The following is a 26,088-nucleotide window of genomic DNA, read 5'->3' on the forward strand; positions in this document are numbered from 1 at the left end:
GGCGGCGGGTGTGCCGCCGCCGGGGGGTGTCCCGGGGCCGCCGCCGGGGGACGACCGGGAGCGGTCGCCGTGGGCGCCGTGCCCGGCGGGGGGCTCGGGGCGGCCGGCCGGGGGGCCGGTCCCGGTGGCTCGGACGGCGGGACCGGTGCCGTAGGCGTCGGCGGGGGCGGCGGGAGGCGGCGGGCCGGTGGGGGGCTCCTCGGCCGTGACCGTCGGGTGCCAGCCGTGCTCGGCGAGGGCCCGGGCCAGCGCCGTGACCACCCGCGGGTCGAAATGGGTGCCCGCGCAGCGCTCCAGTTCCGCCAGTGCGTCGCCCACCGGCCGGGCCCGCCGGTAGGAGCGGGTGGACGTCATCGCGTCGAACGCGTCGGCGACGGCGACCACACGCGCGCACTCCGGGATCTGGCCGCCCCTCAGGCCGTAGGGGTAGCCGCTGCCGTCCAGCCGTTCGTGGTGGTGCAGGATCGCGGAGCGGGCCTCGCCGAGGAAGGAGATCCCGCGCACCATCTCGTGCCCGTACTCGGGATGCAGTTCGATCACCCGCCGCTCGTCGGGGGTCAGCGGGCCGTCCTTGCGCAGCAGCCGGGTGGGGACGCCCAGTTTCCCGACGTCGTGCAGGATCCCGGCGAACCGCAGCACCTCGACGCGCTCGTCGTCCATGCCCAGCTCGCGCGCGATCAGTCGGGAGGCGTGGCCGACCCGCTCGCTGTGCCCGCGTGTGTACCCGTCCTTGATGTCGACCGCCTGGACCAGCGCCCGGATCGTCGCCCGGTGGGCGGCCCGCTCCCGGTGGTACTGCGCGTACGCCCACCAGGACACGCACATCGGCAGCAGCACGAGGAGCGCGGCCACCGGCCCGTACCGGCTGCGCCAGAGCACGGCCATCATCAGTCCGGCGAGCCCGTGCACCGCGATCGGCGCCAGCGACCGGGCGAACAGTCCCTGCCAGGCCCGGCGCGCCTCGATCCGCTCGGCGAGCGCGAGGATCCCGCCGTCCAGCGCGGTCAGCACCAGGCAGAACGCGGTGACGGCGGCCGTGGCGGGGACGAGCGCGAAGGGGAAGTCGGAGGTGACGACGGCGTCCCGCCCGCCCAGGCCCCCGTGCACACGGGCGGCGGCCCACACCGCGAGGGCCGGCTGCGCCGCCCGCCAGACCCGGCGCAGCGCCTCGGGCCGCCGCCCGGCCGGGGCGAGCAGGGCGTCGGGCAGCGGGACGAGTGCGGCGGCGGGCGGCGGCAGCAGGAAGGCCGCGGCCAGCAGGACGGGGTAGAACGGGCCGGCGAAGCGCCGCAGGGCGAGCCGCTCGCAGCCGGCGTACACCGCCGCCAGCAGGACGACCTCCCACCAGGGGGTGTGCGTCGCGGGCAGCGGCAGCAGACAGACCGCGGCGGCCAGGACGACACAGGCGACGTACGCGCGGGCCCGTGGTGGAACCGCCTCCATGACGCCCCTCCCCGGTCATGCCTGTCCACGGCCAGTGGGTCCGAGCCTAGGACGGGCTGGGGGGAGTCCGCGGGCCGATAACCCGCGGATTAGCACGTTCGAGTGATGGGCGTTCAGACGGTGGGCGTCCTGGCCAGGGACCCTCAGGACTCCTGGGGAGTCACCGGCGGGGCGGTCACGTCACGGGCGGTCACGTCACGCCCGGACTCGGCCTGGCCGCCGGAGCGGATCAGATCGATCCGCCCCATGACCTTGGCGCGCAGGTCCGCGGGTACGTCGTCGTGCCCGCAGCACCGCTTGACCAGCTTCTTCACGGCCTGCTCCAGACCGTACTTCTCGAGGCACGGCGAGCACTCCTCGAAGTGGTGCTCGAACTTGGTGCGATCGACTTCCGGCATCTCACTGTCGAGGAACTCGTACAGATGATCGAGTACCTCACTGCAGTCCGTCTCGTGCGGCTCTCCGCAGCTCATGAGCCCGAGCCTTTCGCTTCGTTCGACTTGCCGGCGCCGGCCGGGACCAGCCCGCGCTCTCGGGCGTAGTCCTCGAGCATGCCGCGCAGTTGACGGCGGCCCCGGTGCAGCCGGGACATCACCGTGCCGATGGGTGTCCCCATGATGTCCGCGATCTCCTTGTACGCAAAGCCCTCTACGTCCGCGAGATAGACGGCGATGCGGAATTCCTCGGGGATCGCCTGGAGCGCTTCCTTGACGTCCGAGTCGGGCAGGTGGTCCAGCGCCTGCGACTCGGCGGAACGCAGACCCGTGGACATGTGCGACTCGGCCCTCGCGAGCTGCCAGTCCTCGATCTCCTCCGCCGCGCTGCGCTGGGGCTCGCGCTGCTTCTTGCGGTAGGAGTTGATGAAGGTGTTGGTGAGGATGCGGTACAGCCACGCCTTGAGGTTGGTGCCCTCACGGAACTGGTGGAAGGACGCGTACGCCTTGGCGTACGTCTCCTGCACCAGGTCCTCGGCGTCGGCCGGATTGCGCGTCATGCGCAGCGCGGCCGAGTACATCTGGTCGAGAAATTCGAGCGCGTCTCGTTCGAAGCGCGCGCTGCGCTCGGCGGTCGACTCGTCGGACGCGGACGCGCCCGTGCCCTGGCCCTCGGGCAGCTCCGCCTGGCCGTTGTCGGTCCCTGCGCCGGTACCGGGAACCGGACCCACCTCCTCGAACGATGTCGTGAGACCGAGAGCGGTCCCACTCGTTTCGGAGGATAGACGACGATCCGGTCCGCTCGCCGCCCGGACGGGGGCGGTTCTCGCCGCGTGCAGCACCGACCAGTCCAGCTCGACGCGCCTGTCGCGGCCATCGTGGGAGTCCACGGGCAGCAGCGCGTCGCCGGCGGTGCGGTGGGCGACGGGCGGGCAGATGGTCGAACCCATGCGGTGGACTCCCTCTCCTACGACGTCGGTGCCTGGGACCAGCACTTCTGTCGGGCTCAACAGCGTTGGGGGGTCCGGCATTCCCGGCCGTCACCCGAGTGACGCGACCCACTGGGCGACCGCCTCCGTCAGCGTGCGCAGGGCCTCCTCCCGGGTGGTGTCCGCCCGCTTGGGAACGGCGAAGCCGTGATCGCCGTACGGGATCTCGATCAGCTCGTAGGGGCCCCGCGGGAACTCGGCGGGCTTCCCGAACGGGTCGTTGCCGCCCTGGACGACGAGCGTGGGCACCCCGGTGCCGAGCAGCTCCCCGGCACGGGACTTCTCCGGCCTGCCCGGCGGGTGCAGCGGGAAGCCCAGGGCGAGCACGGCGTGCGCCCCCAGCTCGGCCGCCGTACGGCAGGCGACACGCGCCCCGGCGCTCCGGCCGCCGGCGACCACCGGCAACCCGGGGCCTGCGAGGGCGGGCCAGAGCCCGCGCCAGCCGGCGTCCAGCGTCCCCGGCGCGGGCGCCACCTTCTTCCCGGCGACCCGCCAGGGCTGCTCGACCAGCGCCACGGTGACGCCGTGCCCGGGCAGTTCCCCGGCCAGTGCCTGGAGGTCCCGCGCCTCGATGCCGCCGCCGGCGCCGTGGCCCACGCCGAGGACGAGCCGCGCCCGCTCCGCCCGGTGCCAGGTGACACGGGCCGTGCCCGCCTCCGTCTCGACGATGTCGACGATCCCGCTCACGTCCGTAGTCACCTCGGATACCACCTCGGGACAACCACCCTGGAAGTCACGTCAGAAGAGTGTGCCCTCTTCCGGCGCGGGCAGCTCCTCGAGCAGCTCCGGTCCGTTGTTGCGGACGTTGCTGACGGCGGTGGACACCGGATAGGCGCGCATCAGCCCCGCGGCGGGCGGGTCGAGCAGGGCGCGCAGCTCCTCCGGGTCCGTGCGGGCCGGGTCCAGCCAGGCGTCCCAGCGGTCGGGGGTGAGCATCAGCGGCATCCGCGGGTGGATGTCGGCCAGTGAGCGCGGGCCCTGGGCCGGGCCCGCCGCCAGCGGTGTCCGCTCCGCCTCCGTGGTGATCACCGAGCAGGTCACCCACCAGGCCCCCGGGTGGTCGTCGGGGAGCGTGCGGTCCCGCCAGAACTCGTAGAGCCCCGCCATCGCGAACACCGACCCGTCGGCGGGGGTCACGAAGTACGGCTGCTTGCGCGGCCGCTTCCGCTTCCCCTCGACCTCCAGCTCCCGCTCCTCGGCGCCGGTGACCCACTCGTAGTAGCCGTCGGCGGGCACGATGCAGCGCCGGGCGGCGAAGGCGCGGCGGTACGACGGCTTCTCGTGCACGGTCTCCGCGCGCGCGTTGATCATCCGGGCGCCGCCCTCGGGGGACTTCGCCCACGACGGCACCAGCCCCCACCTGAGTTTCCGCAGCTGGCGAACCGGCCGTTTGTCGTCGGCGTCCTTCAGGGGGCGGTCGAGGACGACGTGGACCTCCTTGGTGGGGGCCACGTTGTAGTCGGGGGCGAGTGCCTCCTCGGGCTCCCACTTCTCGACCTCGAAGATTCCCGCGAGATCCTCGGGTCCGCGACTCGCTGCATACCGTCCGCACATACGTGCAACACTGCCAGACCCGTCCTGCGCAAGGGAGTCACTCCGCACCATGGACAGCCTCGCCTCGACCGCGCTGCCCGACCTCTGGGACCGGCTCCTCGGCACCCAGCCCCACCCGGACCTGTGGGTCGTGGTCGGCACCGCGCTCGCCGCGCTCGCCGTCGTCGTGCCGCACGCCCCGTGGCGTGTGGCGCGCAACGCGATCACCATCGCGCACGAGGGCGGCCACGGCCTGGTGGCGCTGCTCACCGGCCGCACGCTGACCGGCATACGGCTGCACTCCGACACCAGCGGCCTCACGGTCAGCCGGGGCAAGCCGCACGGCCTCGGCATGATCCTCACGGCCGCCGCCGGCTACACCGCTCCCCCGCTGCTCGGCCTCGGCGGCGCGGCCCTGCTCGCCGCCGGGCGCACCACGCTGCTGCTGTGGGCGGCCACGGCGTTGCTGGTGGCGATGCTGGTGATGATCCGCAACGCGTACGGCGTGCTGACCGTGGTCCTCACCGGCGGCGCGTTCCTGCTGGTGTCCTGGCTGGCCGGGTCCCAGGTGCAGGCCGCCTTCGCCTACGCGGTGGTGTGGTTCCTGCTGCTCGGCGGCGTCCGGCCGGCCTTCGAGCTACAGGTCAGGCGGTCCCGTGAGGGCGCCGGGGAGTCGGACGCGGACCAGTTGTCCCGGCTGACGCACGTGCCGGCCGGCCTGTGGCTGTTCCTGTTCCACGCCGTGTCGCTCTGCTCGCTGATGGGCGGGGGCCGCTGGCTGCTCGGGGTGTGACCGGGGCGGACGGCGACGCCAGGGCGACGGCCCGTCCGACGCCACCCCGTACGCGTCCCGCCCCGCCGCGCCGCCACCCCCTCCGGACGGCGGCCGCCCGTCGGACCCGCCGCCCGGACGTTCACGTCCCCGCCCGGAACCGCTGTCCGGACGTTCACGTCCCCGACCGGATCCACCGCCCGGCCGGTCCCGCCCCCGCCCGGATCCCGGTCCGTCCGGTCCCCGCCTCCCCGCCCGGAGGACGGCTCGCACGACCGCCTCCTTATAGAGTGGGCCCATGGTCCCGAACCCCGCACACACCGCCCTGTGGCCCGCCCCGCACGCGAGCGGACCCGTCGACGCGACGGTCCACGTACCCGGGTCCAAATCGGTCACCAACCGCGCCCTGGTGCTCGCCGCCCTCGCCTCCGAGCCGGGCTGGCTGCGCCGCCCGCTGCGCTCCCGCGACACGCTGCTGATGGCCGGCGCCCTGCGGGCGATGGGCGTCGGCATCGAGGAGACGGTGTCCTCCACCTCCGGCGCGGGCGGCTCCGGCGAGGCCTGGCGCGTGATCCCGGCGGGGCTGCAGGGCCCGGCGACGGTCGACGTCGGCAACGCCGGCACGGTGATGCGCTTCCTGCCGCCGGTCGCCGCGCTGGCCGACGGTCCGATCCGCTTCGACGGCGACCCGCGCTCCTACGAGCGGCCGCTGAACGGCGTCGTCGACGCGCTGCGGGCCCTGGGCGCCCGGATCGACGACGACGGCCGCGGCGCGCTGCCGCTGACCGTGCACGGCAGCGGCGCGCTGGACGGCGGTCCGGTGGAGATCGACGCCTCCTCCTCGTCCCAGTTCGTCAGCGCCCTGCTGCTGTCCGGGCCGCGCTTCAACCAGGGCGTCGAGGTCCGCCACGTGGGCGCCACCCTGCCGTCGATGCCGCACATCCGGATGACGGTCGACATGCTGCGCGCGGTCGGCGCCCAGGTGGACACCCCCGAGTCGGGCGGCGAGCCGAACGTGTGGCGGGTCACCCCCGGCGCCCTGCTCGGCCGGGACCTGACCGTGGAACCCGACCTGTCGAACGCCCAGCCGTTCCTGGCTGCGGCGCTGGTGACCGGCGGCAAGGTCGTCGTCCCGGACTGGCCGACCCGGACCACCCAGCCGGGAGACCGGTTGCGGGAGATCTTCACGGAGATGGGCGGCTCCTGCGAGCTCACCGACTACGGGCTGGTGTTCACCGGCTCCGGGTCCGTGCACGGCATCGACGTGGACCTGAGCGAGGTCGGCGAGCTGACCCCGGGCATCGCCGCGGTCGCCGCGCTCGCGGACTCGCCGTCGACCCTGCGGGGCGTGGCCCACCTGCGGCTGCACGAGACCGACCGGCTGGCCGCGCTGACCAAGGAGATCAACGAGCTGGGCGGCGACGTCACCGAGACCGCCGACGGCCTGCACATCCGTCCCCGCCGCCTGCACGGCGGGGTCTTCCACACCTACGAGGACCACCGCATGGCGACTGCCGGTGCGATCATCGGCCTGGCGGTCGAGGGCGTACAGATCGAGAATGTGGCGACGACGGCGAAGACCCTCCCGGACTTCCCCGAACTGTGGACCGGGATGCTCGAGGCGTAGGACGCGGGGATCAGGTCATGCGCCGCTACGGCAAGCACACCGACGAGGACGACATCCGTGCCCGGCCCAACCGCCGGGGCAACCGGCCGCGCACGCACATCCGCCCCAAGCACGAGGACGCCGCCGAGGGCATGGTGCTCACCGTGGACCGGGGGCGGCTGACCTGCCTCGTCGACGGCCGTCCGGTCGTCGCGATGAAGGCCCGCGAACTGGGCCGCAAGGCCGCCGTCGTGGGCGACCAGGTGGCCCTCGTCGGTGACCTGTCCGGCAAGAAGGACACGCTCGCGCGCATCGTCCGCATCGAGGAGCGCAGCTCGGTCCTGCGCCGCACGGCGGACGACGACGACCCGTACGAGCGCGTGGTCGTGGCCAACGCCGACCAGCTCGCCATCGTCACCGCGCTCGCCGACCCCGAGCCGCGCCCGCGTCTGATCGACCGCTGCCTGGTGGCGGCGTACGACGCCGGACTGGATCCGCTGCTGGTCATGACCAAGTCCGACCTGGCACCGCCGGACAAGCTCCTGGAGCTGTACGGGGCGCTGGACATCCCGCACGTCGTCACCAGCCGGGACGAGCTGGCGAGCGGCGACGCGGCCGACCGGGTGCGCGCACACCTCGACGGACGGGTCACGGCCTTCGTGGGCCACTCCGGCGTCGGGAAGACCACGCTCGTCAACGCCCTGGTGCCCGAGGAGCGGCAGCGGACGACCGGGCATGTGAACGCGGTGACCGGCCGGGGCCGGCACACCACCACCTCGGCACTGGCCCTGCCCCTGGCCGGCGCCCGGGGCTGGGTCGTCGACACCCCGGGCGTACGGTCCTTCGGGCTCGCCCACATCGACCCGTCCCGGGTCATCCACGCCTTCCCCGACCTGGAGCCCGGTACGGAGGGCTGCCCGCGCGCGTGCAGTCACGACGAGCCGGACTGCGCGCTGGACGCGTGGGTGGCCGAGGGTCACGCCGACCCGGCCCGGCTCTACTCGCTGCGCCGGCTGCTGGCCACCCGGGAGCGCACGGAGGGCGACTGAGCGGCGACGGAACCGCGCGGCCGACCGGTGATCTCCGAGTTGTTTGCCGCCGCCCCGGGCTGGTAAGTGCATAATCGCACCCAGCCGGAGCGGTCACGGAGACGCGGACACGACATACGGAGGACGGCACATGGCGTGGCTGCTGGTCATCGTCGCGGGGCTGCTGGAAACCGGCTTCGCGGTGTGCCTGAAGCTGTCCCACGGTTTCACCCGGCTCTGGCCGACCATCGCCTTCGCCTGCTTCGCCCTCGGCAGCTTCGGTCTGCTCACGCTGTCCCTGCGCAAGCTCGACGTGGGCCCCGCGTACGCGGTGTGGACCGGCATCGGGGCCGCGGGCACCGCGATCTACGGCATGGTCTTCCTCAACGACCTGGTGTCCACGCTGAAGATCGTCTCAATCAGCTTCGTCATCATCGGCGTGATCGGTCTCCAGCTGTCCGGCTCCTCGCACTGAGACCGCCGTGTCCACCGGGGCGGCCGACGGGCCGTGACTCAGACGGCCCGGTGCCGCCGGAGCGCGTCGCGCACCAGTTCGGCCGTCCCGCCCTCGCCGGGCGGCGCCGCCACACAGGACAGGGCCAGGCGGAACACCAGCTCGCAGGCGGCGGCCAGGTCGGCGCCGTCCGCGTCGGGCCCGCTCGGCGCGGACGCGGCGGACACCGCGGACAGGGCGGCGACGGCACGGTCACGGACGGCGGCCAGTAAGTCGCCGGGCGACGGCAGCGGGCCGTCCGCCCGGCGCTGCGCCGGCACGGCGGAGGCGGCCGGCGCGGCGGAGAGCGTGGGCGTGGGCAGCCGCTCGCTCCAGCAGCCGGTGAGCATGGCCCGCACCAGCGCGTTCCCACGGGCCGCCGAGGCGGTCCACTCCGCGGCGGCGGTCAGCCGCTCACTCGGGTCGGAGTGAGCGGCGAGCGCGTGTTCGACCCCGGCGAGATAGCAGTCCGCCTCTCTCCTGACGAGCGCACGCGCCAGGCCCTCCTTGCCGCCGAACTCGTTGTAGAGGGTCTGCCGGGAGACTCCGGCCGCCGCGGCCACGTCCACCATCCGCACCGTCGGCCACGGCCGGCGCGCCAGCGCCGTGTACGCGGCGTCCAACAGGGCTTCCCGCGCTGCAGGCATCGTCGCCTCCCCGGGCCGAGCGGCTCCGCCCCCAGATTTGACGCGCCCCCGGGCACTGTCAAGGGTCCGCGGAACAACCCGCCCGTCGCCCGCCGTGCGGGCCCCGTGTGCCTCCCCCACCGGCCCCGCGCCCGTCCTCACTCCCGCCCGCGCCGGGCCCTACGCCCGCCCGCGCCTCGGCCTCACGTTCCCCCGCGCCCCGGAATCGCGCCGCGACACGCCGCGACACGCCGCCGCGCGACCCGGCCTCGCCACGGCCGTACACCGCCCCGCACCTCGGCGCCGCGCCGCGCACGCCCGACGCCGGGCCCTCCCGTGCCCGGCCCCCGGTAGCCCCGCGCCGGGCCGGACGGATACCGTTTCCACCATGCCGGACTACCTCGACGACCTGCGCCTGGCCCACGTGCTCGCGGACGCGGCGGACGCCGCCACCATGGACCGCTTCAAGGCCCTCGACCTCAAGGTCGAGACGAAGCCGGACATGACCCCCGTCAGCGAAGCGGACAAGGCCGCGGAGGAACTGATCCGCGGCCAGTTGCAGCGCGCCCGCCCCCGGGACGCGGTCCTCGGCGAGGAGTACGGCGTCGAGGGCACCGGCCCGCGCCGCTGGGTGATCGACCCGATCGACGGCACCAAGAACTATGTGCGCGGCGTCCCGGTCTGGGCCACGCTCATCTCGCTGATGGAGGCCGGTGAAGGCGGTTACCAGCCGGTCGTCGGGGTCGTCTCCGCGCCCGCCCTCGGCCGCCGCTGGTGGGCCGCCAGGGGACACGGCGCCTTCGCCGGCCGCAGCCTGTCGCAGGCGTCCCGGCTGCGGGTCTCCCAGGTGGCGAAGCTGGCGGACGCGTCCTTCGCCTACTCCTCGCTCAGCGGCTGGGAGGAGCAGGGCCGGCTGGACGGCTTCCTGGACCTGACCCGCGAGGTCTGGCGCACCCGCGCCTACGGCGACTTCTGGCCGTACATGATGGTCGCCGAGGGCTCGGTCGACTTCTGCGCCGAACCCGAGCTGTCGCTGTGGGACATGGCCGCGAACGCGATCATCGTGACCGAGGCCGGCGGCGCCTTCACCGGCCTGGACGGCCGCCCCGGCCCGCACAGCGGCAACGCGGCCGCGTCGAACGGCCTGCTGCACGACGAGATGCTGGGGTACCTCGACCGGCGCCGCTGAGCGGAGACAGTTCTCTGCGCGCGCCCCCAACCAGCCGCGCGCGCCCCCTTGTTGACCCTTGCTTTGCCTGCGACTCTGAGAGTCCCCCCACTTGTGAACTTGTGAATCCACGCACGAAGTGGGTTCCTCGAGGAGGTGGCTCCATCCCATGCTCGTCCGCGACGCCATGAGCACGGTGGTCCTCGTCATCGGCCCCGCCCACACCCTCCGCCAGGCCGCCACGCTGATGTCCGCCCGCCGGGTCGGCGCGGCCGTGGTCCACGACCCCGACGCCGACGGCATCGGCATCCTCACCGAACGCGACATCCTCGACTCCGTCGGCCTGGGCCAAGACCCGGACGCGGAACCCGCCCACGCCCACACCACCACCGACGTGGTGTTCGCCGCCCCGTCGTGGACCCTGGAGGAGGCGGCGCGCGCCATGGCGCACGGCGGCTTCCGTCATCTGGTCGTCCTCGACCGCGGCGAACCGGCGGGCATCGTGTCGGTCCGCGACATCATCCGCTGCTGGGCGCCGGTCCGGCGGCGCTCGGAGCGGGTGCCCGCCTGAGGAACGGCGACGGGCCAGGCCCCCGAAGGGACCCGGCCCACCGCCTACGACAAGCGGTCCAGTCGCTGGAGTCAGCCGCGCAGGGCCTGGACCGCGGCCTCCAGCCGCTTGCCGAAGTCGCCGTCCGCCTGGCGGAAGTTGTTGATCGCGCGCTCGGCGATGTCCTCGCGCGAGACCTGCGAGATGGCGCCCGCCAGGTTGCCGATCAGACGGTCCTTCTCCTCGTCCGTCATCAGCCGGTAGAGGTTCCCGGCCTGCACGAAGTCGTTGTCCTCGGCGTGCAGCGGCGCCTCGTGGTCACCGGTGACACCGGAGACCGGAACCGGCTGCCACAGCGGCCGGTCCGTCTGGAACGGGCCGCCGAAGCTGTTCGGCTCGTAGTTCTTCGCGCCCTTGTGGCGGCCGTCGTACAGGTAGCCGTCACGGGAGTTGGTGCGCGCCTCGGTGGCGTGCGGGCGGTTCACCGGCAGGTGGTCGGCGTTGATGCCGACGCGGTAGCGGTGGGCGTCGCCGTAGGCGAACAGGCGGCCCTGGAGCATCTTGTCCGGCGAGGGGCCGATGCCCGGCACGAAGTGAGCCGGGGAGAAGATCGACTGCTCGACCTCGGCGAAGATGTTCTCCGGGTTGCGGTTGAGCTCCAGCTTGCCGATCTCGATGACCGGGTAGTCCGCGTGCGGCCACACCTTGGTCAGGTCGAACGGGTTGAAGCGGTAGGTCGCGGCCTCGGCGGCGGGCATGATCTGCACGCCGACGGTCCAGGACGGGAACTCACCGCGCTCGATCGCCTCGCGCAGGTCGCGCTGGTGCGAGTCGGGGTCCTTGCCGGCCAGGACATCCGCCTCCTCGGCGGTCAGGCACTTGATGCCCTGGTCGGTCTTGAAGTGGTACTTGACCCAGAAGACCTCGCCGGCGGCGTTGTTCCACTGGTAGGTGTGGGAGCCGAAGCCGTCCATGTGGCGGTACGACGCCGGGATGCCGCGGTCGCCGAACAGCCAGGTCACCTGGTGCGTCGACTCCGGGGACAGGCTCCAGAAGTCCCAGACGTTGTCCGCCTCGGTCGAACCCGTGTAGGGGTCGCGCTTCTGGGTGTGGATGAAGTCGGGGAACTTGATGGCGTCCTTGATGAAGAACACCGGGGTGTTGTTGCCGACGAGGTCGTAGTTGCCCTCCTCGGTGTAGAACTTCAGCGCGAAGCCGCGCGGGTCGCGGACGGCGTCCGCCGCACCCAGGTTGCCGGCCACGGTGGAGAAGCGGAGGAAGGTCTCCGTCTCCTTGCCGACCTCGGAGAGGAAGGCGGCGCGGGTGTACTTGGTGACGTCGGCGGTGACGGTGAAGGTGCCGTAGGCGCCGGCGCCGCGGGCGTGCACCACGCGCTCCGGAATGCGCTCGCGGTTGAAGTGGGCGAGCTTCTCCAGGAGGAGCTGGTCCTGGACGAGAACCGGGCCGCCGACACCCGCGGTCTCGCTGTTCTGGTTGTCGGCCACCGGAGCACCGGCCTCCGTAGTGAGCGGTCCCTGGGTCACGTCGCCTCCTGGGGCAATTCCGTAAGTTCCTGTCGCTTGGCCAAAGCCATGCTCGATCCTACAATGGACAATGTCTAAGTCAAGCAGAGCTCCAAAGTCACACTCGTTCGGGATCTGTTTCCCCTGCTGTTAGGCTGGTGAGTATGAGCGACCTTCTGGAACGGCTGCGTGGACGCGGGTGGCGGATGACCGCACAGCGGCGCGTCGTCGCCGAGGTCCTGGACGGCGAGCACGTGCACCTGACGGCCGACGAGGTGCATGCGCGGGCTGTGGCCAAGCTGCCCGAGATCTCCCGCGCGACCGTCTACAACACGCTGGGCGAGCTGGTCACGCTGGGCGAGGTGCTCGAGGTCAGCACCGACAAGCGAGCCAAGCGGTACGACCCCAACGCCCACCGGCCGCACCACCACCTGGTCTGCGCCGGCTGCGGTGCGATCCGGGACGTCCATCCGGGCGGCAACCCGCTGGCCGACCTCCCGGACTCGGAGCGCTTCGGCTTCACGGTCTCGGACGTCGAGGTGACGTACCGCGGACTCTGCCCCGCCTGCTCGGCGGCCTGACGGACACGGAACAGAAGCCCCGGCACGGGAGTGCCGGGGCTTTTCGCCGCGCGCCGACGGCTCCCCGTACGCGGACGCCCGGGCGCGAAGCCGTCGGGCGGACACATCACCGGCGCAAACACCGAGGGCCGGAACCCTGATCGGATTCCGGCCCTCGGCCTTCAGTAGCGGGGACAGGATTTGAACCTGCGACCTCTGGGTTATGAGCCCAGCGAGCTACCGAGCTGCTCCACCCCGCGTCGATGAATAGAACACTACGTGACCGGCGGGGGAAGAAGCAAATCGCTTCCGCCAGGCGGCACGGACAGCGCGACGCGCGGCCCGGCAGGCGGCTGACGCGCGGCCCGGGTCGCACCGGGCCGGCCGCACGCGGACCGCGTCCCGTACGGACCGGCTCACGCGTGCGCGGGCACTCGGGCCGCTCCCGGGCCGGGCGGGCGGCCAGCCCGGCCTCACGCGGACAGTTCCTCGCGCAGCGCGTCCCTGAGCCGTGCCGCCCGCTGCGCGACCTCGCGCGGCCCCAGCGCCACGGCCCGGTCGGCCCACCGCTGCCCCTCGTCCAGTTCTCCGCGCCGTGCGTAGACCAGGGCGAGGCGCAGCGCCGCCCGCCCGTGTCCCGCGTCGGCGGCCCGGGTCCACCACACGGCCGCCTCCGGCTCACTGCCCTCCCGGGCCAGCAGCAGCCCCAGGTTGAACGCGCCGTTGCGGGAACCGGCCTCCGCCGCGGTCCGGTACCACCGCGCCGCCTCGACCACGTCCCCGCGGGCCGCGGCCAGCATCCCCACCCGTACCTGCGCCCGCCGGTGCCCCTGGGTCGCCGCCCGCTCGTACCACTCCTCGCACTCGCTCTTCTCGTGGGCCGCCGACTCACCGAGCTCGTGCGCGGGAGCGGGCGGCCGCCGTGCGTCGAGCACGGTCGCCAGCCGGTACGCGGCCTCCGCGCTGCCGCCACCGGCCGCGCACCGCAGATGCCGCTCGGCCCCCTGCTCGTCGCCCGCGCGCAGCCGGGCGATCCCCACCTGGAGCGCCGCCTCCGTGTGCCCGGCGGCGGCCGCCCGCTCGTACCAGCGCAGCGCCTCGGTCTCCTTGTCACGGCCCGCGTAGAGGATCCCCAGGTTGAACGCCGCGTCCACGCTCCCGGCCTCCGCGGCCTTAGAGAACCACGGCTCGGCGCCGGTCGTGTCCCCGCCCTGGAGCAACAGGATGGCCAGCGCGTTCGCGGCCTCGCGGTGGCCGGCGTAGGCCGCGCGCCGGTACCACTGCTCGGCCTGCGGGGTCCGGCCCTGCTCGGCGCAGAGCAGGCCGAGGTTGTACGCGCCGTTCACGTCGCCGGCGTCCATCGCCGCCCGGTACCACCGCTCGGCGGTCTGGGTCTCGCCCCGCTCGGCGTGCAGCGCGCCGAGCGCGTTCGCCGCGTTGCCGTCGCCGTCCTGCGCGGCCCGCAGCCACCACACGGCGGCGCTCTCGGTGTCCCCGGCGTCGCGCAGCAGGAACCCGAGCGCGCAGGCGGCCCGCGCCTCGCCGTCCTTGGCGGACGTCAGGTACCAGCGGCCGGCCTCCCTGAGCCGCCCCCGCTTCTCCAGGATCGCGCCGAGGTGCAGCGCGGCCCGCCTGTGGCCGCGGGCGGCGGCCTGCCGGTACCACTGTTCGGCCTCCGTGCGCGGACCGGCGTCCTCCGCCGTCCCCTTCAGGGGGCGCCGGTCCAGTGCGCGGGCCAGCCGGTAAGCGGCCTCGCGGTGCCCCCGCTCGGCGGCGACCCGCATCCAGCGCTCGGCCCCGGCGTCCCCCCGGTGCTCCAGCAGGTCGGCGAGCGCGTAGGCGCCCAGGACGTGTCCCTGCTCGGCGGACTGGCGCAGCCAGTACTCGGCGGCGGGCTCGTCGCCGCGCTCGCGGTGGTGGCGGCCGAGCGCGTGCGCGGCCGGCGCGGAACCGGCTACGGCGGCGATCCGCCACCAGCCGGCCGCTTCGTCCGGGTATCCGCGCTGCTGGAGGAGGACACCCAGGTTGTTGGCGGCGGCGCGGTCGCCGGCCGCGGTGGCGGCCCGCAGATGAGGTTCGGCTCCGTCGAGATCGCCCCGCCGCAGCAGCATGGCGCCGAGAACGCTCATCGCCTCGGTGTCCCCGCCCTCGGCGGCGAGCCGGCGGCGCGCCAGCTCGGCGACCTCCTCGGCGGCGGCGCCGGTCTCGTCCCGGGCTTCACCCGCGATCTCCACGGGATCGGAAGCCTGCACAAATCGCCCTGACTCGAACAGAGTTACCTTGTCCCCCATAACGTCCATCGTCGCACCACCCGCTACCCGGGTACACCTGGTATACCGCAGCCAGTGAGGTCACTTCAGCGTTTTGTCGACATGCCCACAGAGAGACAAGTCAAACACAGATCGCCCAACTCCCCACCACGGCACGGCGGCCCCGCGCGTCGGCACATGCGTTCGTCCACCACGAAGGCCCGGATCCGCACCGGATCCGGGCCTTGTGTCGAGCGCGCCGTGATCAGCCGCCGCTCTTGTCTCCTCCGGCGGTACCGCCGCCACCTCCGGAGCCCCTGCCGCCGTCACCGGCGCCGTTCTTGCCGCCAGCGGCGGCCTTGTCCGCCTTGGACTGGGCGTCCTCGGCCCGCTTGAGCGCGTCCTCAAGGGCCTTCTGCGCCTTGTCGTACGCCGCCCAGTCGGGCCCCTTCCGCATGGCCGCCTGGCCGTCGTCGAAGGCCTTCTGGGCGTCCTTCAGCGCCTGTTCGACCGTCGGATTGCCGGACTTGGGCGGATTCGTACCGCCGGTGCCCGGTGGCGGGTTCGAGGAACCCGACTTCCCGAAGACCTTGTCGAGGGCTTCGCCGAGGGTGTTCTCGAACGCGGTGGTACCGCCGTAGGTGACCAGGACCTTGCGCATCAGCGGGTACTTGAGCTGCCCGCCGCGCACGTACACCGGCTCCACGTACAGCAGTCCGCCGTCGAGCGGGATCGTCAGCAGGTTGCCGTACTCGATCTCCGAGTCACCGCCCCTGATGAGTTTGACGAACTCGGCGATGTTCTGCTGCGAGTTGGAGTTGAACTGGCTCTGCACCTGTTTCGGGCCGCCGACCGTCGTGCTCGCCGGCAGCTTCAGGATCCTGATCTTGCCGTAGTCGGGCGTGCCCGCCTGGGAGTCGACCGCCATGAAGGCGCTCAGGGTCTCCCGGCCGTTCGGCGTGAACGTCGTCGTCAGCGAGAACGCCTGCGCGTCCTGGTCCGGCATCTTCATCGTCAGGTAGTACGGCGGCACCGCGTTGCCCGACTTGTTGGTCGGGTCCTCCGGCACCCGCCACACCTCGCTGCCGCTGAGGAAGGTCTGCGCGTCCTGCACGTGGTAGCGGGTGAGCAGCTCGCGCTGGACCTTGAACAGGTCCTGCGGGTAGCGCAGATGGGCCATCAACTCGGGCGAGATGTCCGCCTTGGGCCGCACCGTGTCGGGGAACGCCTTCATCCAGGTCTTCAGGACCGGGTCCTCGGTGTCCCACTGGTACAGCCTGACCTCGCCGGTGTAGGCGTCGACGGTCGCCTTCACCGAGTTGCGGATGTAGTTGACCTGGTTCTGCTGGGCCACCACCGCGCGCTGGTCGTTGTTGTAGGTCAGCGAGTCGGCGGTGGTGTCACCGAGGGTCGTGCGGGAGGCGTACGGGTACCCGTTCGTCGTCGTGTAGGCGTCGACGATCCACTGGATGCGGTGGTCCACCACGGCCGGGTAGGCGTCGCCGTCGATGGTCAGCCAGGGCGCCACCGCCTCCACCCGCTCCTTGGGCGTGCGGTTGTACAGGATCCGCGAACCGTCGCCGATCGCGCCGGAGTAGAGGATCTGCGGCTCGCCGAACGCCAGCGCGTACGCTGCCCGGTTGAGCGGGTTCGACAGGCTGACGCCGCTCTTGCCCTGGTACCTGGTGCTCTTCTCACCGCCGTTGTCGGAGTAGTCGATCTCCTCCTGGGGACCGCCGACGATCGAGTAGGTGGTGGTCTTCTCGCCGTAGTAGACCCGCTGTTCGTACGACGGCAGGTCGCCGGAGGACGGCAGGTTCTTCTCGGTGAAGACCGGCTCGCCGTTGGCGGTCTCGGTGCCCTTGGCCGCGACCATGCCGTAGCCGTGGGTGTAGCGGAAGTGGCTGTTGATCCAGTTCTTCTTGACGCCGGCGAGGTTCAGCTCGCGCAGACCGACCACCGTGTCCTGGGACTTGCCGTCGGCGGTGGGGTACCGGTCGACGTCCAGGTTGTTCGGGAACGCGTAGAAGCCCTTGATCTGCTGGATCTGCTGGAAGGTCGGCGAGACGACGTTGGGGTCGAGTATGCGCATGCTCGCCGTCTTGTCGACCTCGTCGCGCAGCGTCGATCTGTCCTTGGCGTTGCCCGTGCCGGAGTACCCGGACACCTTGGTGTCGTCGATGCCGTACGCCTCGCGCGTCGCCTCGATGTTCTTCGCGACGTACGGGGCCTCCTTGGCCTGCTCGTTGGGCTGGACCTCGAACTTCTGGACCAGCGCCGGATACAGGCCGCCGATGAGGATCGCCGAGAGCACCATCAGGCCGAAGCCGATGACCGGCAGCTGCCAGGTGCGCCGCCACAGGGTGGCGAAGAACAGCAGGGCGCAGATGACCGCGATGCAGAACAGGATGGTCTTGGCCGGCAGGTAGGCGTTGGCGTCGACGTACCTCAGGCCGGTCCAGTCGTCGGTCGCCTTGAAGTCGCTGGACTTGACCGCCAGTCCGTACCGGTCGAGCCAGTAGGCGACGGCCTTGAGGGCGACGAACACGCCGAGCAGCACCGACAGGTGGCCGGTCGCCGCCGCCGTGGCCCGCGCGCCGGGGCTGGTGACCCGCAGCCCGCCGTACAGGTAGTGGGTCAGCGCCGCGGCGATCAGCGACAGGACCGCGGCGGCGAAGCCGAAGCCCAGCAGGAACCGGTACCAGGGCAGGTCGAAGGCGTAGAAGGACACGTCGAGGTGGAACTGCGGGTCCGTCCGGTGGAACGGCACCCCGTTGACCCAGAGCAGCCAGGTCCGCCACTGCCCGGCCGCCGATGCGCCCGCGACCAGGCCGACCACGGCGGTGACCCCGCTCAGCAGCCACTTGCGGTACGGCGCGATGCCCATCCGGTAGCGGTCGAGGTTCTGCTGCTCCAGCGACATCGCGCTCAGCGGGGGCCGCAGCCGGTGCGCGAGCCAGATGTTGAAGCCGACGGCCGCCGCCATCAGCAGTCCGAAGACGAAGAACAGCCCGATCTTGGTCGACAGGGTGGTGGTGAAGACCGACGAGTACTTCACCGACCGGTACCACAGCCAGTCCGTCCAGAAGCCCGCGAACATCGTGAACGCCATGCCGAGGACGGCAAGGACGCCCAGTGTCGTCAGAAGGGTCCGGGCCCGCCGGGACGGGCGGCCGACTCTGATCCGCGGCCCCGTGGGGCCTCCGCCGCGGTCCGGCATCTGGAAAGCCAAGGTGCGCACCTCGAAGTTCGCTGTTGGTTCGCTGTCGTCGCGTCTGGCCCCCGTGTCCGCGGACCGTACGGTGCGCCCCCGATCGCGGGCACACACCTATGCAACTTACTCACCGTTTACTCGGTTCCCGATTCCGGGCCGGAACGAGGCAGGATTGTGACCATGTCCAACACTCCCATGGCAGCGAGCCCGCTCACCCGGGCCGTACTCGAGATCGACGAGTACGCCTCCGGCCTCGGCTGGGACCAGCCCGCCCGCCTCTTCGCCCTCGTAGACACCGCGCGGCTGCGGTCCCAGGAACCCGCCCTCGCGGCCCAGCTCGGCCTGGAGGACGAGCAGGAGACCACCGGTCTCACCCCGATCGAGCAGGACGAGATCCCCGCGGGCCGGCCGCTCGACGAGTTCCTCGGCACGATCGCCTGGCCCGACGCGGTGGCCGGCTGCGCGCTGACCGTGGAGCGCCTGATGCTGCCCCCGTCCGCCGAGGCTCAGGTCCCCCAGGGACTCGACGGGGCCAAGCTGGCGAAGTGGGTGGCCGAGCACCCCGAGCGCCAGGAGGTCCGCATGACGGTCGCGGTGCTGCGCGACGGGGCCCGGGAGTCGGCGCTGCGGCTGCGCGAGAAGGACTCCGCCACGGAGGTCCTCACGGGCTCCGGGCTGGTGCCGGGCCTGGCGGACGCGCTGGCGGCGACGTTCGAGGACTGAGGCCGGCCCGGGTGCTGCCCGCCGCCCGGGCCCCTTCCCCGCCGCTCCCGGCCTCTTCGGCGCCGGCCTCTTCCGCGCCCGGCCGGCGGCCCGGCGCGGGGGCGGGGGCCGGTCCGGGGACGGGAAACCGGTCCAGAGGCAGGGACCGGCGTGCGGGCGGGGCCCGCTCCGGGCCGTGGTCCGGTACGCGCACGGGGCGCCCCTGTCACGGGGCCCCGGCCCCCGGGTTCCTCAGCCCTTGACCGTGCACTTCGGCAGGCCGGCGGTGTTCCCCGAGCGGATGTCCTTCAGGGCGCCGAGGGCGTCGCCGATGGTGTTCACCTTTACGAGGGTCAGCCCGGAGGGGGTGTCCTTGGCCGCCGCGGCGCAGTTGTCCGCGGGCGTCAGGAAGTACCGGGCGCCCTTGCCGCGCGCGCCGACGGTCTTCATCTCGACGCCGCCGATCGGGCCGACCTTGCCGTCGTCGTCGATCGTCCCGGTGCCGGCCACGAACTTCCCGCCGGTCAGACTGCCCGGGGTGAGCTTGTCGTAGATGCCGAGCGCGAACATCAGACCCGCGCTGGGACCGCCGACGTCGGCGAGCTTGATGTCGATCGTGAACGGGAACGTGTGATCGGTCCCGGCGGAGATCCCGACGATGGCGCGCTTGGCGCCGGTGTCGTCGGACTCGGCCGTCCTGATGGTGATGTCCCGGGTGGTGGTCGCCGTCCTGTGCTGCTTCGCGGCGGCGGCCTGGTCCTTGGCCGGCACGACGGTGAAGACGACGTTCTGCCCGGGCTTGTGCCTGGTGACCAGCTTGGCGACGTCGGTGGGCTGCTTGACCGCGGTGCCGTCCACGGCCTTGATGACGTCACCGGCGTGCAGCTCGCCCTGCGCCGGGGTGCCCTTGACGACCGTGGCGACGATCACCCAGGACTGCACCGGGATGCCGAGCTCCTTCAGGGCCGCGACCTTGGCGCTCTCCTGGGACTGGCTGAACTCCTCGGCGTTCTCCTGGGACGACTGCTCCTCCGTCTTGCCGTCCGGGTAGAGCGTGTCGTGCGGGACGATCTTGTCGTCGTGCGCGAGCCAGCCGTAGACGGCCTCGACGAGGTTCATCCGGTAGTCGGCGCTGGTGACCCGGACGGTGGTCATGTTGAGGTGGCCGTCCGTCGGGTAGGTCTTGTGACCGGCGATCTGCAGCACCGGTTCGCCGCCGTGCTCGCCCAGAGTGTTGACCGTCGGCCCCGGGGACATCTCCGAGTACGGCACACGGAGGAAGACCCCCGCGCACAGGATCGCGATCAGCATCAGGGTGGAGGCGAGCATCGTCGCGGTGCGGCGTGGCATGACTCGACAGTACGGGACGGGTGTGTCGGGCCACCGTCAGGGCCGCGGTCCGCCGCCGCCTCAGGTGCCGGACGTGGAGCGCTCCATGGCCTCGCGGAACCGGGCGTACCCGTCCAGCTCGGGGCCGTCGCTGCGCACCTTGCGGGTGCGGTTGGCCCAGCTCCCCCACAGTCCGGCGACTATCGCCGCCACGAGCGGAATCAGCAACCAGGCGAGCGCCGCCATGCCGACCTCCCAACCCCAATCGAGCGACCGCAACTGACTGATCAGCAGATTAACCATCCGCTGTGACAACGCTCATGCCCGGGGGGCGGTTACGCAACCGGAGGGCGCGGCGCGGCCGTGCGGGGGCACGGCGCCCGCGGGGCCGGTCAGCAGGCGCCCACCCATTCCTCGGTACCGTCGGAGAACCTCTGGTGCTTCCAGATCGGCACCTCGTGCTTGAGGTCGTCGATCAGCTTCCGGCAGGCTTCGAACGCCTCCCCCCGGTGCGGGCACGACACGCCGACGACGACGGCGAGGTCCCCCACCCTCAGATCCCCCACCCGGTGCACGGCGGCCAGCGCCCGCACCGGGTACCGGGCGACGACCTTCTCGGCGATCCGCCGCATCTCCGCCTCGGCACTGGGATGGCAGGAGTAGCCGAGCTCCTCGACGTCGGCGCCCCCGTCATGGTCGCGCACGGTTCCCACGAAGAGCGCGGTGCCGCCGGCGGCGTCGTCCCCGACGGCCTTGAAGACCTCGTCCAGGCTGAGCGCGGTGTCCCGGACGGCGATCAGCTTGATGGGATCGTCGGCTGCGTGCTCGCCGGGGTGGTCGTAGGTCGGTGCCATGCGTCCATCCTCCCGCACTCGCGCGGCGAGGCGGAATTGCTTTATCACCCGGCACGCGCGCGTGGGGGTTGGAGCCTCCTACAGACCCGGCCGGCCCGCGAGGACCACGCTGTCCGGGCCGGCCGCCGGTCCTGCGGCCGACGGGGACGGGAGGCGCTGGGGGCGAGGAACGCGGGCGCCCCCGCGAGGGCGCACGGCCGCCGCCGGGACGGGCGCCTGCTCAGATCCGCCGCCGGGCCTTGCGGGCCCGCCGCACCACCGCGGCGGCGCCCAGCAGCGCGACCGTCGCGCCCGCGGCCCCGGCCGCCGTCGCGTCCTTGCGGCCCAGCCGTCGGCCGGCCACGGTGTGCCGCCCGGCGGCCTCCTCCAGCAGTTCCGCGAGGACCTCCTCGTTGGTCCACTTCGGCCGCCACCCGGCGTCGTGCAGCCTGCTGCCGCTGACCACCCAGGGGTACATCGTGTACGCCAGGTCCCCCGCCGGGGACGGCGTCAGGCCGATCCGGTGCAGCCGGGCCGCCGCGCCCAGCGCGACCGCCGACGGCAGCTCCATCCGGCGGATCCCGCTGAGCTCCTCGACCTCCTCCTGCTCCAGCCAGCCGTCGCACCCGACGGCCAGTTCCCCGTCGACCTTCTCCAGCACGGCGTACTCCAGCGCGCCGCACAGGTCCTCCACGTGGCAGAACTGCCACGCGGGCCGCGACCCGGCGACGACCAGCAGCCGGGGCGACTCGAAATACCTGGTCAGCGCGGTGTCGGTGCCTCCGACCAGCACGGCGGGCCGGACCACGGTGACGTTCAGCCCGGGGTGCGCCCGCGGTGCGCGCCGCGCCAGCCGCTCCACCTCCAGCAGGTCCCCGACCCCGGTCGCCTCGGCGGTCGCCCGCAGCTCCGCGTCCTCCGACAGCGGCAGCTCGTTGTCGGGCAGCGCCCCGTAGACCATCGCGGAGGTGCACAGCACGACCCGGTGCACTCCGGCGGCCGCGGCGGCCGTCAGCACGGTCTGCGTCCCCCGGACGTTGTAGGCCGTGCGCGCGACGGCGTCGGTCTCCAGGTCGAGGTCGAGCGCCAGGTGCACCACGACGTCGGCGCCGCGGAGCTTGTCGGCGATCGCCGGGTCCCGCACGTCGAGGACGTGCCAGCGCGCCGCCGCGCACTCACCGCGCCGCTCGTCGATGGCGATGACCTGCCTGATCTCGTCGGACGCGGCCAGCCGCTCGGTGAGCAGGGCGCCGACGCCGCTCGCGGCTCCGGTGACCGCGACGACGGGACCGCGCACGGCGGGAGTGCTTTCATGGTTTCGCGCTGCGCGAACCTGTGGATCTGGGGAACTCACCGGGCGTCTCCAGCGGTTGTCTTCCATACGGGCGCGAAGGACGCGTACGTACCAGGTGGCTCCATCCTGCCGCAGGCCTCCTGTCGGCGAAGCACCGAGGCCCTAACGGCTCGGGGTGTCTACGCTGGGTGGTGTTGTCGGGCAGCCGCGCCGCCGGAGAGAACCGGTGGCCTTACCAGCCGAGGAACCCCGTGAGTGACACCCCATTCGGATTCGGCCTTCCGCCGGAGGAGCCGGACGACGGCGACGAGGGCAAGAAGAAGGACCAGCAGAGCGGTGGTGGGCAGGGCCCGGCCAACCCGTTCGGTTTCGGGCTGCCCGGAGCCGGAGGCCTGGGCGGGCCCGGCGCAGACAATCCGCTCGCAGCCATGTTCGGCTCGCTGAACCCCACCGACCTGGGCGCCGCGTTCCAGCAGCTCGGCCAGATGCTCTCGTACGAGGGCGGCCCGGTGAACTGGGACATGGCCAAGCAGATCGCCCGCCAGACGGTCGCCCAGGGCACCTCTGACGGCACCAAGGACGCGAGTGTCGGCCCCGCCGAGCGCTCCGCCGTCCAGCAGGCCGTCCGCCTGGCCGACCTGTGGCTGGACGACGTGACGTCCTTGCCGTCGGGGGCGGCCTCCGCGGTGGCCTGGTCCCGTGCGGAGTGGGTCGAGGCGACCCTGCCGGCCTGGCAGGAACTCGTGGACCCGGTCGCCGAGCGGGTCGGCACCGCCATGGGCGATGTGCTGCCCGAGGAGATGCAGGCCATGGCCGGCCCGCTGATCGGCATGATGCGCTCCATGGGCGGCGCCATGTTCGGCACGCAGATCGGCCAGGCCGTCGGCGTGCTGGCCGGCGAGGTCGTCGGCTCGACCGACATCGGCCTGCCGCTCGGCCAGGCCGGCAAGGCCGCGCTGCTGCCGGTGAACATCGAGAAGTTCGGCAAGGACCTGGGCGTGGCGCAGGACGAGGTGCGGCTGTACCTCGCGCTGCGCGAGGCCGCCCACCAGCGCCTCTTCGCTCACGTGCCGTGGCTGCGCTCGCACCTGTTCGGCGCGGTCGACGGGTACGCGCGCGGGATCAAGGTGGACACGGCCAAGCTGGAGGACGTGGTCGGCCAGTTCGACCCGCAGAACCCCGAGCAGTTGCAGGACGCGCTCCAGCAGGGCATGTTCCAGCCGGAGGACACCCCCGAGCAGAAGGCGGCGCTGGCCCGTCTGGAGACCGCCCTGGCGCTCGTCGAGGGCTGGGTGGACGCGGTGGTGCACGCCGCCGCGAAGCCCCGGCTGTCGTCCGCGGACGCGCTGCGCGAGACACTGCGCCGCCGCCGGGCCTCGGGCGGCCCGGCCGAGCAGACGTTCGCCACGCTGATCGGCCTGGAGCTGCGTCCGCGTCGTCTGCGCGACGCCTCCCGCCTGTGGGCGTCGCTCACCGACGCGCGCGGGGTGGAGGGCCGTGACGCCCTCTGGGCGCACCCGGACATGCTCCCGACCGCCGGCGACCTGGACGACCCGGACGGGTTCGTCCACCGTGAGCAGCTGGACTTCTCCGAGCTGGACAGGATGCTCGGCGAGGCGGCGAGCGGCAACGCGCCCAAGCCGGACCTGCGCAAGAAGGACGCGGAGGAGGACGACGAGGGCGACGACGCCGAGTGAGCCTCCACGACGACGCGGTCCTCGTACTGAAGGAGTACGGGGACCAGGAGGAGCTGCGCCAGGTCTACCTGGACCATCTGGCCGCCCATCCGGACGGCATGTGGAAGTCCTGCGGCGAAGGGCACATCACGGCGAGCGCCCTGGTGATCGACCCGGAGCGCGGACGGGTGCTGCTGACCCTGCACAGGAAGCTCCGGATGTGGCTGCAGACGGGCGGGCACTGCGAGCCGGGCGACCCGGCGCTCGGGGCCGCCGCCCTGCGCGAGGCGACCGAGGAGTCGGGCGTCCCGGGCCTCGCCCTGCTGCCCGGAGGCCCGGTGCGCCTGGACCGGCACCACACTCCGTGCGCCTGGCACCTGGACGTCCAGTACGCGGCGATCGCGCCGCCCGGGGCCGTGGAGGCCATCAGCGACGAGTCGCTCGACCTGCGCTGGTTCCCCTACGCCGAGGTGGGCGACGTGGCGGACGACTCGGTCGTACGGCTGCTGGAGGCCACGCGCGCCCGGCTCTGACGGGCCGGCCGAGCGAGCCGGACCGGCCCCCGCGGGGCCGGTCCGGTCACGGGTGAGGGGCCCCCGACGGCCCGGGCTCAGCTCCAGACGTTCCCCTGGTTCTGCCCTCGCGCTCCCTGCTGGCCCATGCCGAACTGCGCGGCCAACCCCTGCCCGATCACCGCGTTCTGCGGCGGCAGCAGCTCGCTGGGCTGGACCAGCGCGTAGCCGTTGCCCATGAAGCCGAGCTCCCAGCCCTCACCGGTGCTGCCGCGTCGCCGCCACACCCCGGAGGAGTGCGTCTGGGCCTGCATCTGCACCCGCAGACCGGTGGACCAGGCCACGATGGCGTCGGCGTCGCAGTTGACGTACTTGTCGGGCGTCACCTGCATCAGCAGCGGCGCGCCGGAGGTCATCAGGGCCACCTTGCCGCGGCCGGTGATGTTCAGCTGGTACTTCCCGGAGCCGGAGATGCCGTACATGCTGTCGACGGCGATGACCTCGTGGTGCAGCGAGGAGTCCATCGCCAGCACGTAGGCGCTGTCGACCGTGAGGCCGTCCTGCTCGACCTCCATCACATGGACGTACTGGGCGAGGTTGGCGAGGTAGACGATGCCCTGCCCGTGGCAGCGCATCAGGTCCAGGCCCTCCCCGGTGTACGCGTGCGAGCGGGCCTGGTCGTTGCTCCGGTACTCGGCGTCGAACTCGACGAGACCCTGGTAGGCGACCATCGTGCCCTTGCGGGCGAGGATGTCGTCGTGGCCCTCCAGGGCGACGCGCAGCATCTGCTTGTTCTGCAGGCTCCAGCGCTCCTGGGTCTGGACGTCGTTGAAGGCGAAAAGCGGGCTCTGCATGTTCCTGTCTCCCCCTCAGCCCCGGATCCGGAGGCGGTCGGTGCTGTCCTCGCTGGGCTGCACAACGACGATGCCCTGGCCGGAGAAGGCCATCTGGTAGGCCTCGCCGCTGCCCCGCCCGATGAGGGACTGCGCCTTGAAGCTGCGCTTGCCCTTCACCTTCAGGTTCGGGGACCAGGCGACGAGCGCGTCGGGGTCGACGTAGGTCTCGTCCTCGCCGCCGCCGCAGTCGACGACGATCGGCTTGCCGCGGGAGGTGAGCGCGACCCAGCCCTGTCCGGAGATCCTGGTGTTCCACAGGCCCTGTCCGGCGAACTTCGCCAGTCCCTTGACCCGCTCGACGCCCCACTGCAGTCCGGCGTCGAAGGCCAGCAGGTTGGTGGCGTTGACCGAGATGGCGTCGCCGCCCAGGTTGATGACGACGACATCGGCTCCGTAGTCGGCCAGGTAGAGCAGCCCGTCGCCGGAGCACTTCATCAGGGGGGCGCCCTCGCCGGTGATCCAGTCACGGGCGATCTGGCGCACGGCCGGCGGGTTGGGCTCGTACTGGACGAAACCCTCGTAGGCGACCATCGACCCCACGCGCGCGAAGAGATCGTTGCCGGTCTGCATGGCGACCTTCAGCATGTGATTGCCGTGGTTCTCCATACGGGCCGTGACGGGTGCGGGGGCGTAGCCCGCGAGCGGCTGGTTCATGACG

Annotated in this window: 24 protein-coding genes, 1 tRNA gene and 1 pseudogene; 10 read left to right on the forward strand and 16 right to left on the reverse strand. The window is 72.5% G+C overall.

The genetic code is table 11. The features are described 5' to 3' along the window. Positions 1–147: 147 nt before the first annotated feature. The 5 genes and pseudogenes from ACF061_RS05900 to ACF061_RS05920 form a co-directional block, all read right to left on the reverse strand. Positions 148–1,443 (reverse strand): annotated as a pseudogene (locus tag ACF061_RS05900) (HD-GYP domain-containing protein); the annotation flags it as partial. A 143-nt stretch (positions 1,444–1,586) separates the two neighbouring features. After that, positions 1,587–1,916, reverse strand: coding sequence for a mycothiol system anti-sigma-R factor (gene rsrA, locus ACF061_RS05905; RefSeq protein WP_392265583.1), 330 nt, complete (start codon positions 1,914–1,916; stop codon positions 1,587–1,589). After that, complete coding sequence (gene sigR / locus ACF061_RS05910; RefSeq protein ID WP_392266153.1) at positions 1,913–2,608, reverse strand: RNA polymerase sigma factor SigR; 696 nt, start codon at positions 2,606–2,608, stop codon at positions 1,913–1,915. Before sigR ends, rsrA begins: the two co-directional genes overlap by 4 nt. Positions 2,609–2,917: 309 nt before the next feature. Further along, a complete protein-coding gene (locus tag ACF061_RS05915; RefSeq protein WP_392265584.1) occupies positions 2,918–3,565 on the reverse strand; it encodes an alpha/beta family hydrolase in 648 nt (215 codons plus the stop codon). 39 nt (positions 3,566–3,604) lie between these two features. Beyond that, on the reverse strand, positions 3,605–4,420 hold the full coding sequence (locus ACF061_RS05920; RefSeq protein WP_392265585.1) for an SOS response-associated peptidase: 816 nt from the start codon (positions 4,418–4,420) through the stop codon (positions 3,605–3,607). A 49-nt stretch (positions 4,421–4,469) separates the two neighbouring features. On the opposite strand from ACF061_RS05920, the gene ACF061_RS05925 reads away from it, so the two are divergent. The 4 genes from ACF061_RS05925 (at position 4,470) to ACF061_RS05940 (ending at position 8,280) form a co-directional block, all read left to right on the forward strand. Then, positions 4,470–5,192, forward strand: coding sequence for a M50 family metallopeptidase (locus ACF061_RS05925; protein WP_392265586.1), 723 nt, complete (start codon positions 4,470–4,472; stop codon positions 5,190–5,192). 277 nt (positions 5,193–5,469) lie between these two features. Continuing rightward, on the forward strand, positions 5,470–6,798 hold the full coding sequence (aroA, locus tag ACF061_RS05930; RefSeq protein WP_392265587.1) for a 3-phosphoshikimate 1-carboxyvinyltransferase: 1,329 nt from the start codon (positions 5,470–5,472) through the stop codon (positions 6,796–6,798). 17 nt (positions 6,799–6,815) lie between these two features. Further along, positions 6,816–7,826: a ribosome small subunit-dependent GTPase A gene (gene rsgA, locus ACF061_RS05935; protein WP_392265588.1), complete on the forward strand. Its 1,011-nt coding sequence runs from the start codon at positions 6,816–6,818 to the stop codon at positions 7,824–7,826. Positions 7,827–7,956: 130 nt separating this feature from the next. Next, the gene (locus tag ACF061_RS05940; RefSeq protein ID WP_392265589.1) at positions 7,957–8,280 is read left to right on the forward strand and encodes a DMT family transporter; all 324 of its coding nucleotides are present in this window, start codon (positions 7,957–7,959) and stop codon (positions 8,278–8,280) included. A 38-nt stretch (positions 8,281–8,318) separates the two neighbouring features. Here the strand turns inward: ACF061_RS05940 and ACF061_RS05945 are convergent, their stop codons facing one another. Further along, positions 8,319–8,945, reverse strand: a complete 627-nt coding sequence (locus ACF061_RS05945; protein WP_392265590.1) for a TetR/AcrR family transcriptional regulator — start codon at positions 8,943–8,945, stop codon at positions 8,319–8,321. A gap of 367 nt (positions 8,946–9,312) precedes the next feature. On the opposite strand from ACF061_RS05945, the gene hisN reads away from it, so the two are divergent. Together hisN and ACF061_RS05955 are read left to right on the forward strand one after the other, a co-directional pair. Then, positions 9,313–10,113 carry a histidinol-phosphatase gene (gene hisN, locus ACF061_RS05950; protein ID WP_392265591.1) on the forward strand — a complete coding sequence of 267 codons (801 nt, stop codon included), beginning with the start codon at positions 9,313–9,315 and terminating at the stop codon, positions 10,111–10,113. A gap of 148 nt (positions 10,114–10,261) precedes the next feature. Next, positions 10,262–10,663 (forward strand): cyclic nucleotide-binding/CBS domain-containing protein, encoded by a 402-nt coding sequence (locus tag ACF061_RS05955; RefSeq protein WP_392265592.1) that lies wholly within the window; start codon positions 10,262–10,264, stop codon positions 10,661–10,663. 71 nt (positions 10,664–10,734) lie between these two features. On the opposite strand, the gene ACF061_RS05960 is transcribed toward ACF061_RS05955, so the two are convergent. Further along, positions 10,735–12,186 carry a catalase gene (locus ACF061_RS05960; RefSeq protein ID WP_392265593.1) on the reverse strand — a complete coding sequence of 484 codons (1,452 nt, stop codon included), beginning with the start codon at positions 12,184–12,186 and terminating at the stop codon, positions 10,735–10,737. A gap of 143 nt (positions 12,187–12,329) precedes the next feature. Between ACF061_RS05960 and ACF061_RS05965 the strand changes: the two genes are divergently transcribed. Then, positions 12,330–12,746, forward strand: coding sequence for a Fur family transcriptional regulator (locus tag ACF061_RS05965; protein WP_392265594.1), 417 nt, complete (start codon positions 12,330–12,332; stop codon positions 12,744–12,746). Positions 12,747–12,911: 165 nt separating this feature from the next. Here ACF061_RS05965 and ACF061_RS05970 read toward each other — a convergent pair. The 3 genes from ACF061_RS05970 to ACF061_RS05980 form a co-directional block, all read right to left on the reverse strand. Further along, positions 12,912–12,985 (reverse strand) — tRNA-Met (locus ACF061_RS05970). A 213-nt stretch (positions 12,986–13,198) separates the two neighbouring features. Next, positions 13,199–15,025, reverse strand: coding sequence for a sel1 repeat family protein (locus tag ACF061_RS05975; protein ID WP_392265595.1), 1,827 nt, complete (start codon positions 15,023–15,025; stop codon positions 13,199–13,201). 214 nt (positions 15,026–15,239) lie between these two features. Beyond that, positions 15,240–18,194 (reverse strand): UPF0182 family protein, encoded by a 2,955-nt coding sequence (locus ACF061_RS05980; protein WP_392266154.1) that lies wholly within the window; start codon positions 18,192–18,194, stop codon positions 15,240–15,242. 174 nt (positions 18,195–18,368) lie between these two features. Here ACF061_RS05980 and ACF061_RS05985 point away from each other — a divergent pair, with 174 nt between their 5' ends. Then, positions 18,369–18,911, forward strand: coding sequence for a PPA1309 family protein (locus ACF061_RS05985; RefSeq protein ID WP_392265596.1), 543 nt, complete (start codon positions 18,369–18,371; stop codon positions 18,909–18,911). Between the two features lie 231 nt (positions 18,912–19,142). Here ACF061_RS05985 and ACF061_RS05990 read toward each other — a convergent pair whose 3' ends face one another. From ACF061_RS05990 to ACF061_RS06005, 4 genes are all read right to left on the reverse strand, one after another. Then, positions 19,143–20,240: a PDZ domain-containing protein gene (locus ACF061_RS05990; protein WP_392265597.1), complete on the reverse strand. Its 1,098-nt coding sequence runs from the start codon at positions 20,238–20,240 to the stop codon at positions 19,143–19,145. 60 nt (positions 20,241–20,300) lie between these two features. Next, the gene (locus tag ACF061_RS05995; protein ID WP_392266194.1) at positions 20,301–20,522 is read right to left on the reverse strand and encodes a hypothetical protein; all 222 of its coding nucleotides are present in this window, start codon (positions 20,520–20,522) and stop codon (positions 20,301–20,303) included. 89 nt (positions 20,523–20,611) lie between these two features. Then, entirely contained in the window at positions 20,612–21,073 is a 462-nt protein-coding gene (locus ACF061_RS06000; RefSeq protein ID WP_392265598.1) for a molybdenum cofactor biosynthesis protein MoaE, read from the reverse strand. Between the two features lie 220 nt (positions 21,074–21,293). Next, positions 21,294–22,406 carry an SDR family oxidoreductase gene (locus ACF061_RS06005; protein WP_392265599.1) on the reverse strand — a complete coding sequence of 371 codons (1,113 nt, stop codon included), beginning with the start codon at positions 22,404–22,406 and terminating at the stop codon, positions 21,294–21,296. 191 nt (positions 22,407–22,597) lie between these two features. Between ACF061_RS06005 and ACF061_RS06010 the strand changes: the two genes are divergently transcribed. Next, on the forward strand, positions 22,598–24,043 hold the full coding sequence (locus ACF061_RS06010) for a zinc-dependent metalloprotease (RefSeq protein WP_392265600.1): 1,446 nt from the start codon (positions 22,598–22,600) through the stop codon (positions 24,041–24,043). Next, positions 24,040–24,555 carry an NUDIX hydrolase gene (locus ACF061_RS06015; protein ID WP_392265601.1) on the forward strand — a complete coding sequence of 172 codons (516 nt, stop codon included), beginning with the start codon at positions 24,040–24,042 and terminating at the stop codon, positions 24,553–24,555. The genes ACF061_RS06010 and ACF061_RS06015 overlap by 4 nt, the downstream gene beginning before the upstream one ends. 77 nt (positions 24,556–24,632) lie before the next feature. Here ACF061_RS06015 and ACF061_RS06020 read toward each other — a convergent pair whose 3' ends face one another. Beyond that, positions 24,633–25,388, reverse strand: a complete 756-nt coding sequence (locus tag ACF061_RS06020) for an AIM24 family protein (RefSeq protein ID WP_392265602.1) — start codon at positions 25,386–25,388, stop codon at positions 24,633–24,635. Between the two features lie 15 nt (positions 25,389–25,403). After that, positions 25,404–26,084 carry an AIM24 family protein gene (locus tag ACF061_RS06025; RefSeq protein ID WP_392265603.1) on the reverse strand — a complete coding sequence of 227 codons (681 nt, stop codon included), beginning with the start codon at positions 26,082–26,084 and terminating at the stop codon, positions 25,404–25,406. Positions 26,085–26,088: the final 4 nt, after the last annotated feature.

The sequence above is a fragment of the Streptomyces sp. NPDC015220 genome (genome assembly GCF_043079345.1).
Lineage (GTDB): Bacteria > Actinomycetota > Actinomycetes > Streptomycetales > Streptomycetaceae > Streptomyces.

Coding starts and splice junctions, on each gene's coding strand:
- rsrA (WP_392265583.1), bottom strand. CDS start 1,916: ATGAGCTGCGGAGAGCCGCACGAGACGGACTGCAGTGAGGTACTCGAT.
- ACF061_RS05920 (WP_392265585.1), bottom strand. CDS start 4,420: ATGTGCGGACGGTATGCAGCGAGTCGCGGACCCGAGGATCTCGCGGGA.
- ACF061_RS05925 (WP_392265586.1), top strand. CDS start 4,470: ATGGACAGCCTCGCCTCGACCGCGCTGCCCGACCTCTGGGACCGGCTC.
- aroA (WP_392265587.1), top strand. CDS start 5,470: ATGGTCCCGAACCCCGCACACACCGCCCTGTGGCCCGCCCCGCACGCG.
- rsgA (WP_392265588.1), top strand. CDS start 6,816: ATGCGCCGCTACGGCAAGCACACCGACGAGGACGACATCCGTGCCCGG.
- ACF061_RS05940 (WP_392265589.1), top strand. CDS start 7,957: ATGGCGTGGCTGCTGGTCATCGTCGCGGGGCTGCTGGAAACCGGCTTC.
- ACF061_RS05945 (WP_392265590.1), bottom strand. CDS start 8,945: ATGCCTGCAGCGCGGGAAGCCCTGTTGGACGCCGCGTACACGGCGCTG.
- hisN (WP_392265591.1), top strand. CDS start 9,313: ATGCCGGACTACCTCGACGACCTGCGCCTGGCCCACGTGCTCGCGGAC.
- ACF061_RS05955 (WP_392265592.1), top strand. CDS start 10,262: ATGCTCGTCCGCGACGCCATGAGCACGGTGGTCCTCGTCATCGGCCCC.
- ACF061_RS05965 (WP_392265594.1), top strand. CDS start 12,330: ATGAGCGACCTTCTGGAACGGCTGCGTGGACGCGGGTGGCGGATGACC.
- ACF061_RS05975 (WP_392265595.1), bottom strand. CDS start 15,025: ATGGACGTTATGGGGGACAAGGTAACTCTGTTCGAGTCAGGGCGATTT.
- ACF061_RS05980 (WP_392266154.1), bottom strand. CDS start 18,194: ATGCCGGACCGCGGCGGAGGCCCCACGGGGCCGCGGATCAGAGTCGGC.
- ACF061_RS05985 (WP_392265596.1), top strand. CDS start 18,369: ATGTCCAACACTCCCATGGCAGCGAGCCCGCTCACCCGGGCCGTACTC.
- ACF061_RS05990 (WP_392265597.1), bottom strand. CDS start 20,240: ATGCCACGCCGCACCGCGACGATGCTCGCCTCCACCCTGATGCTGATC.
- ACF061_RS05995 (WP_392266194.1), bottom strand. CDS start 20,522: ATGGTTAATCTGCTGATCAGTCAGTTGCGGTCGCTCGATTGGGGTTGG.
- ACF061_RS06000 (WP_392265598.1), bottom strand. CDS start 21,073: ATGGCACCGACCTACGACCACCCCGGCGAGCACGCAGCCGACGATCCC.
- ACF061_RS06020 (WP_392265602.1), bottom strand. CDS start 25,388: ATGCAGAGCCCGCTTTTCGCCTTCAACGACGTCCAGACCCAGGAGCGC.
- ACF061_RS06025 (WP_392265603.1), bottom strand. CDS start 26,084: ATGAACCAGCCGCTCGCGGGCTACGCCCCCGCACCCGTCACGGCCCGT.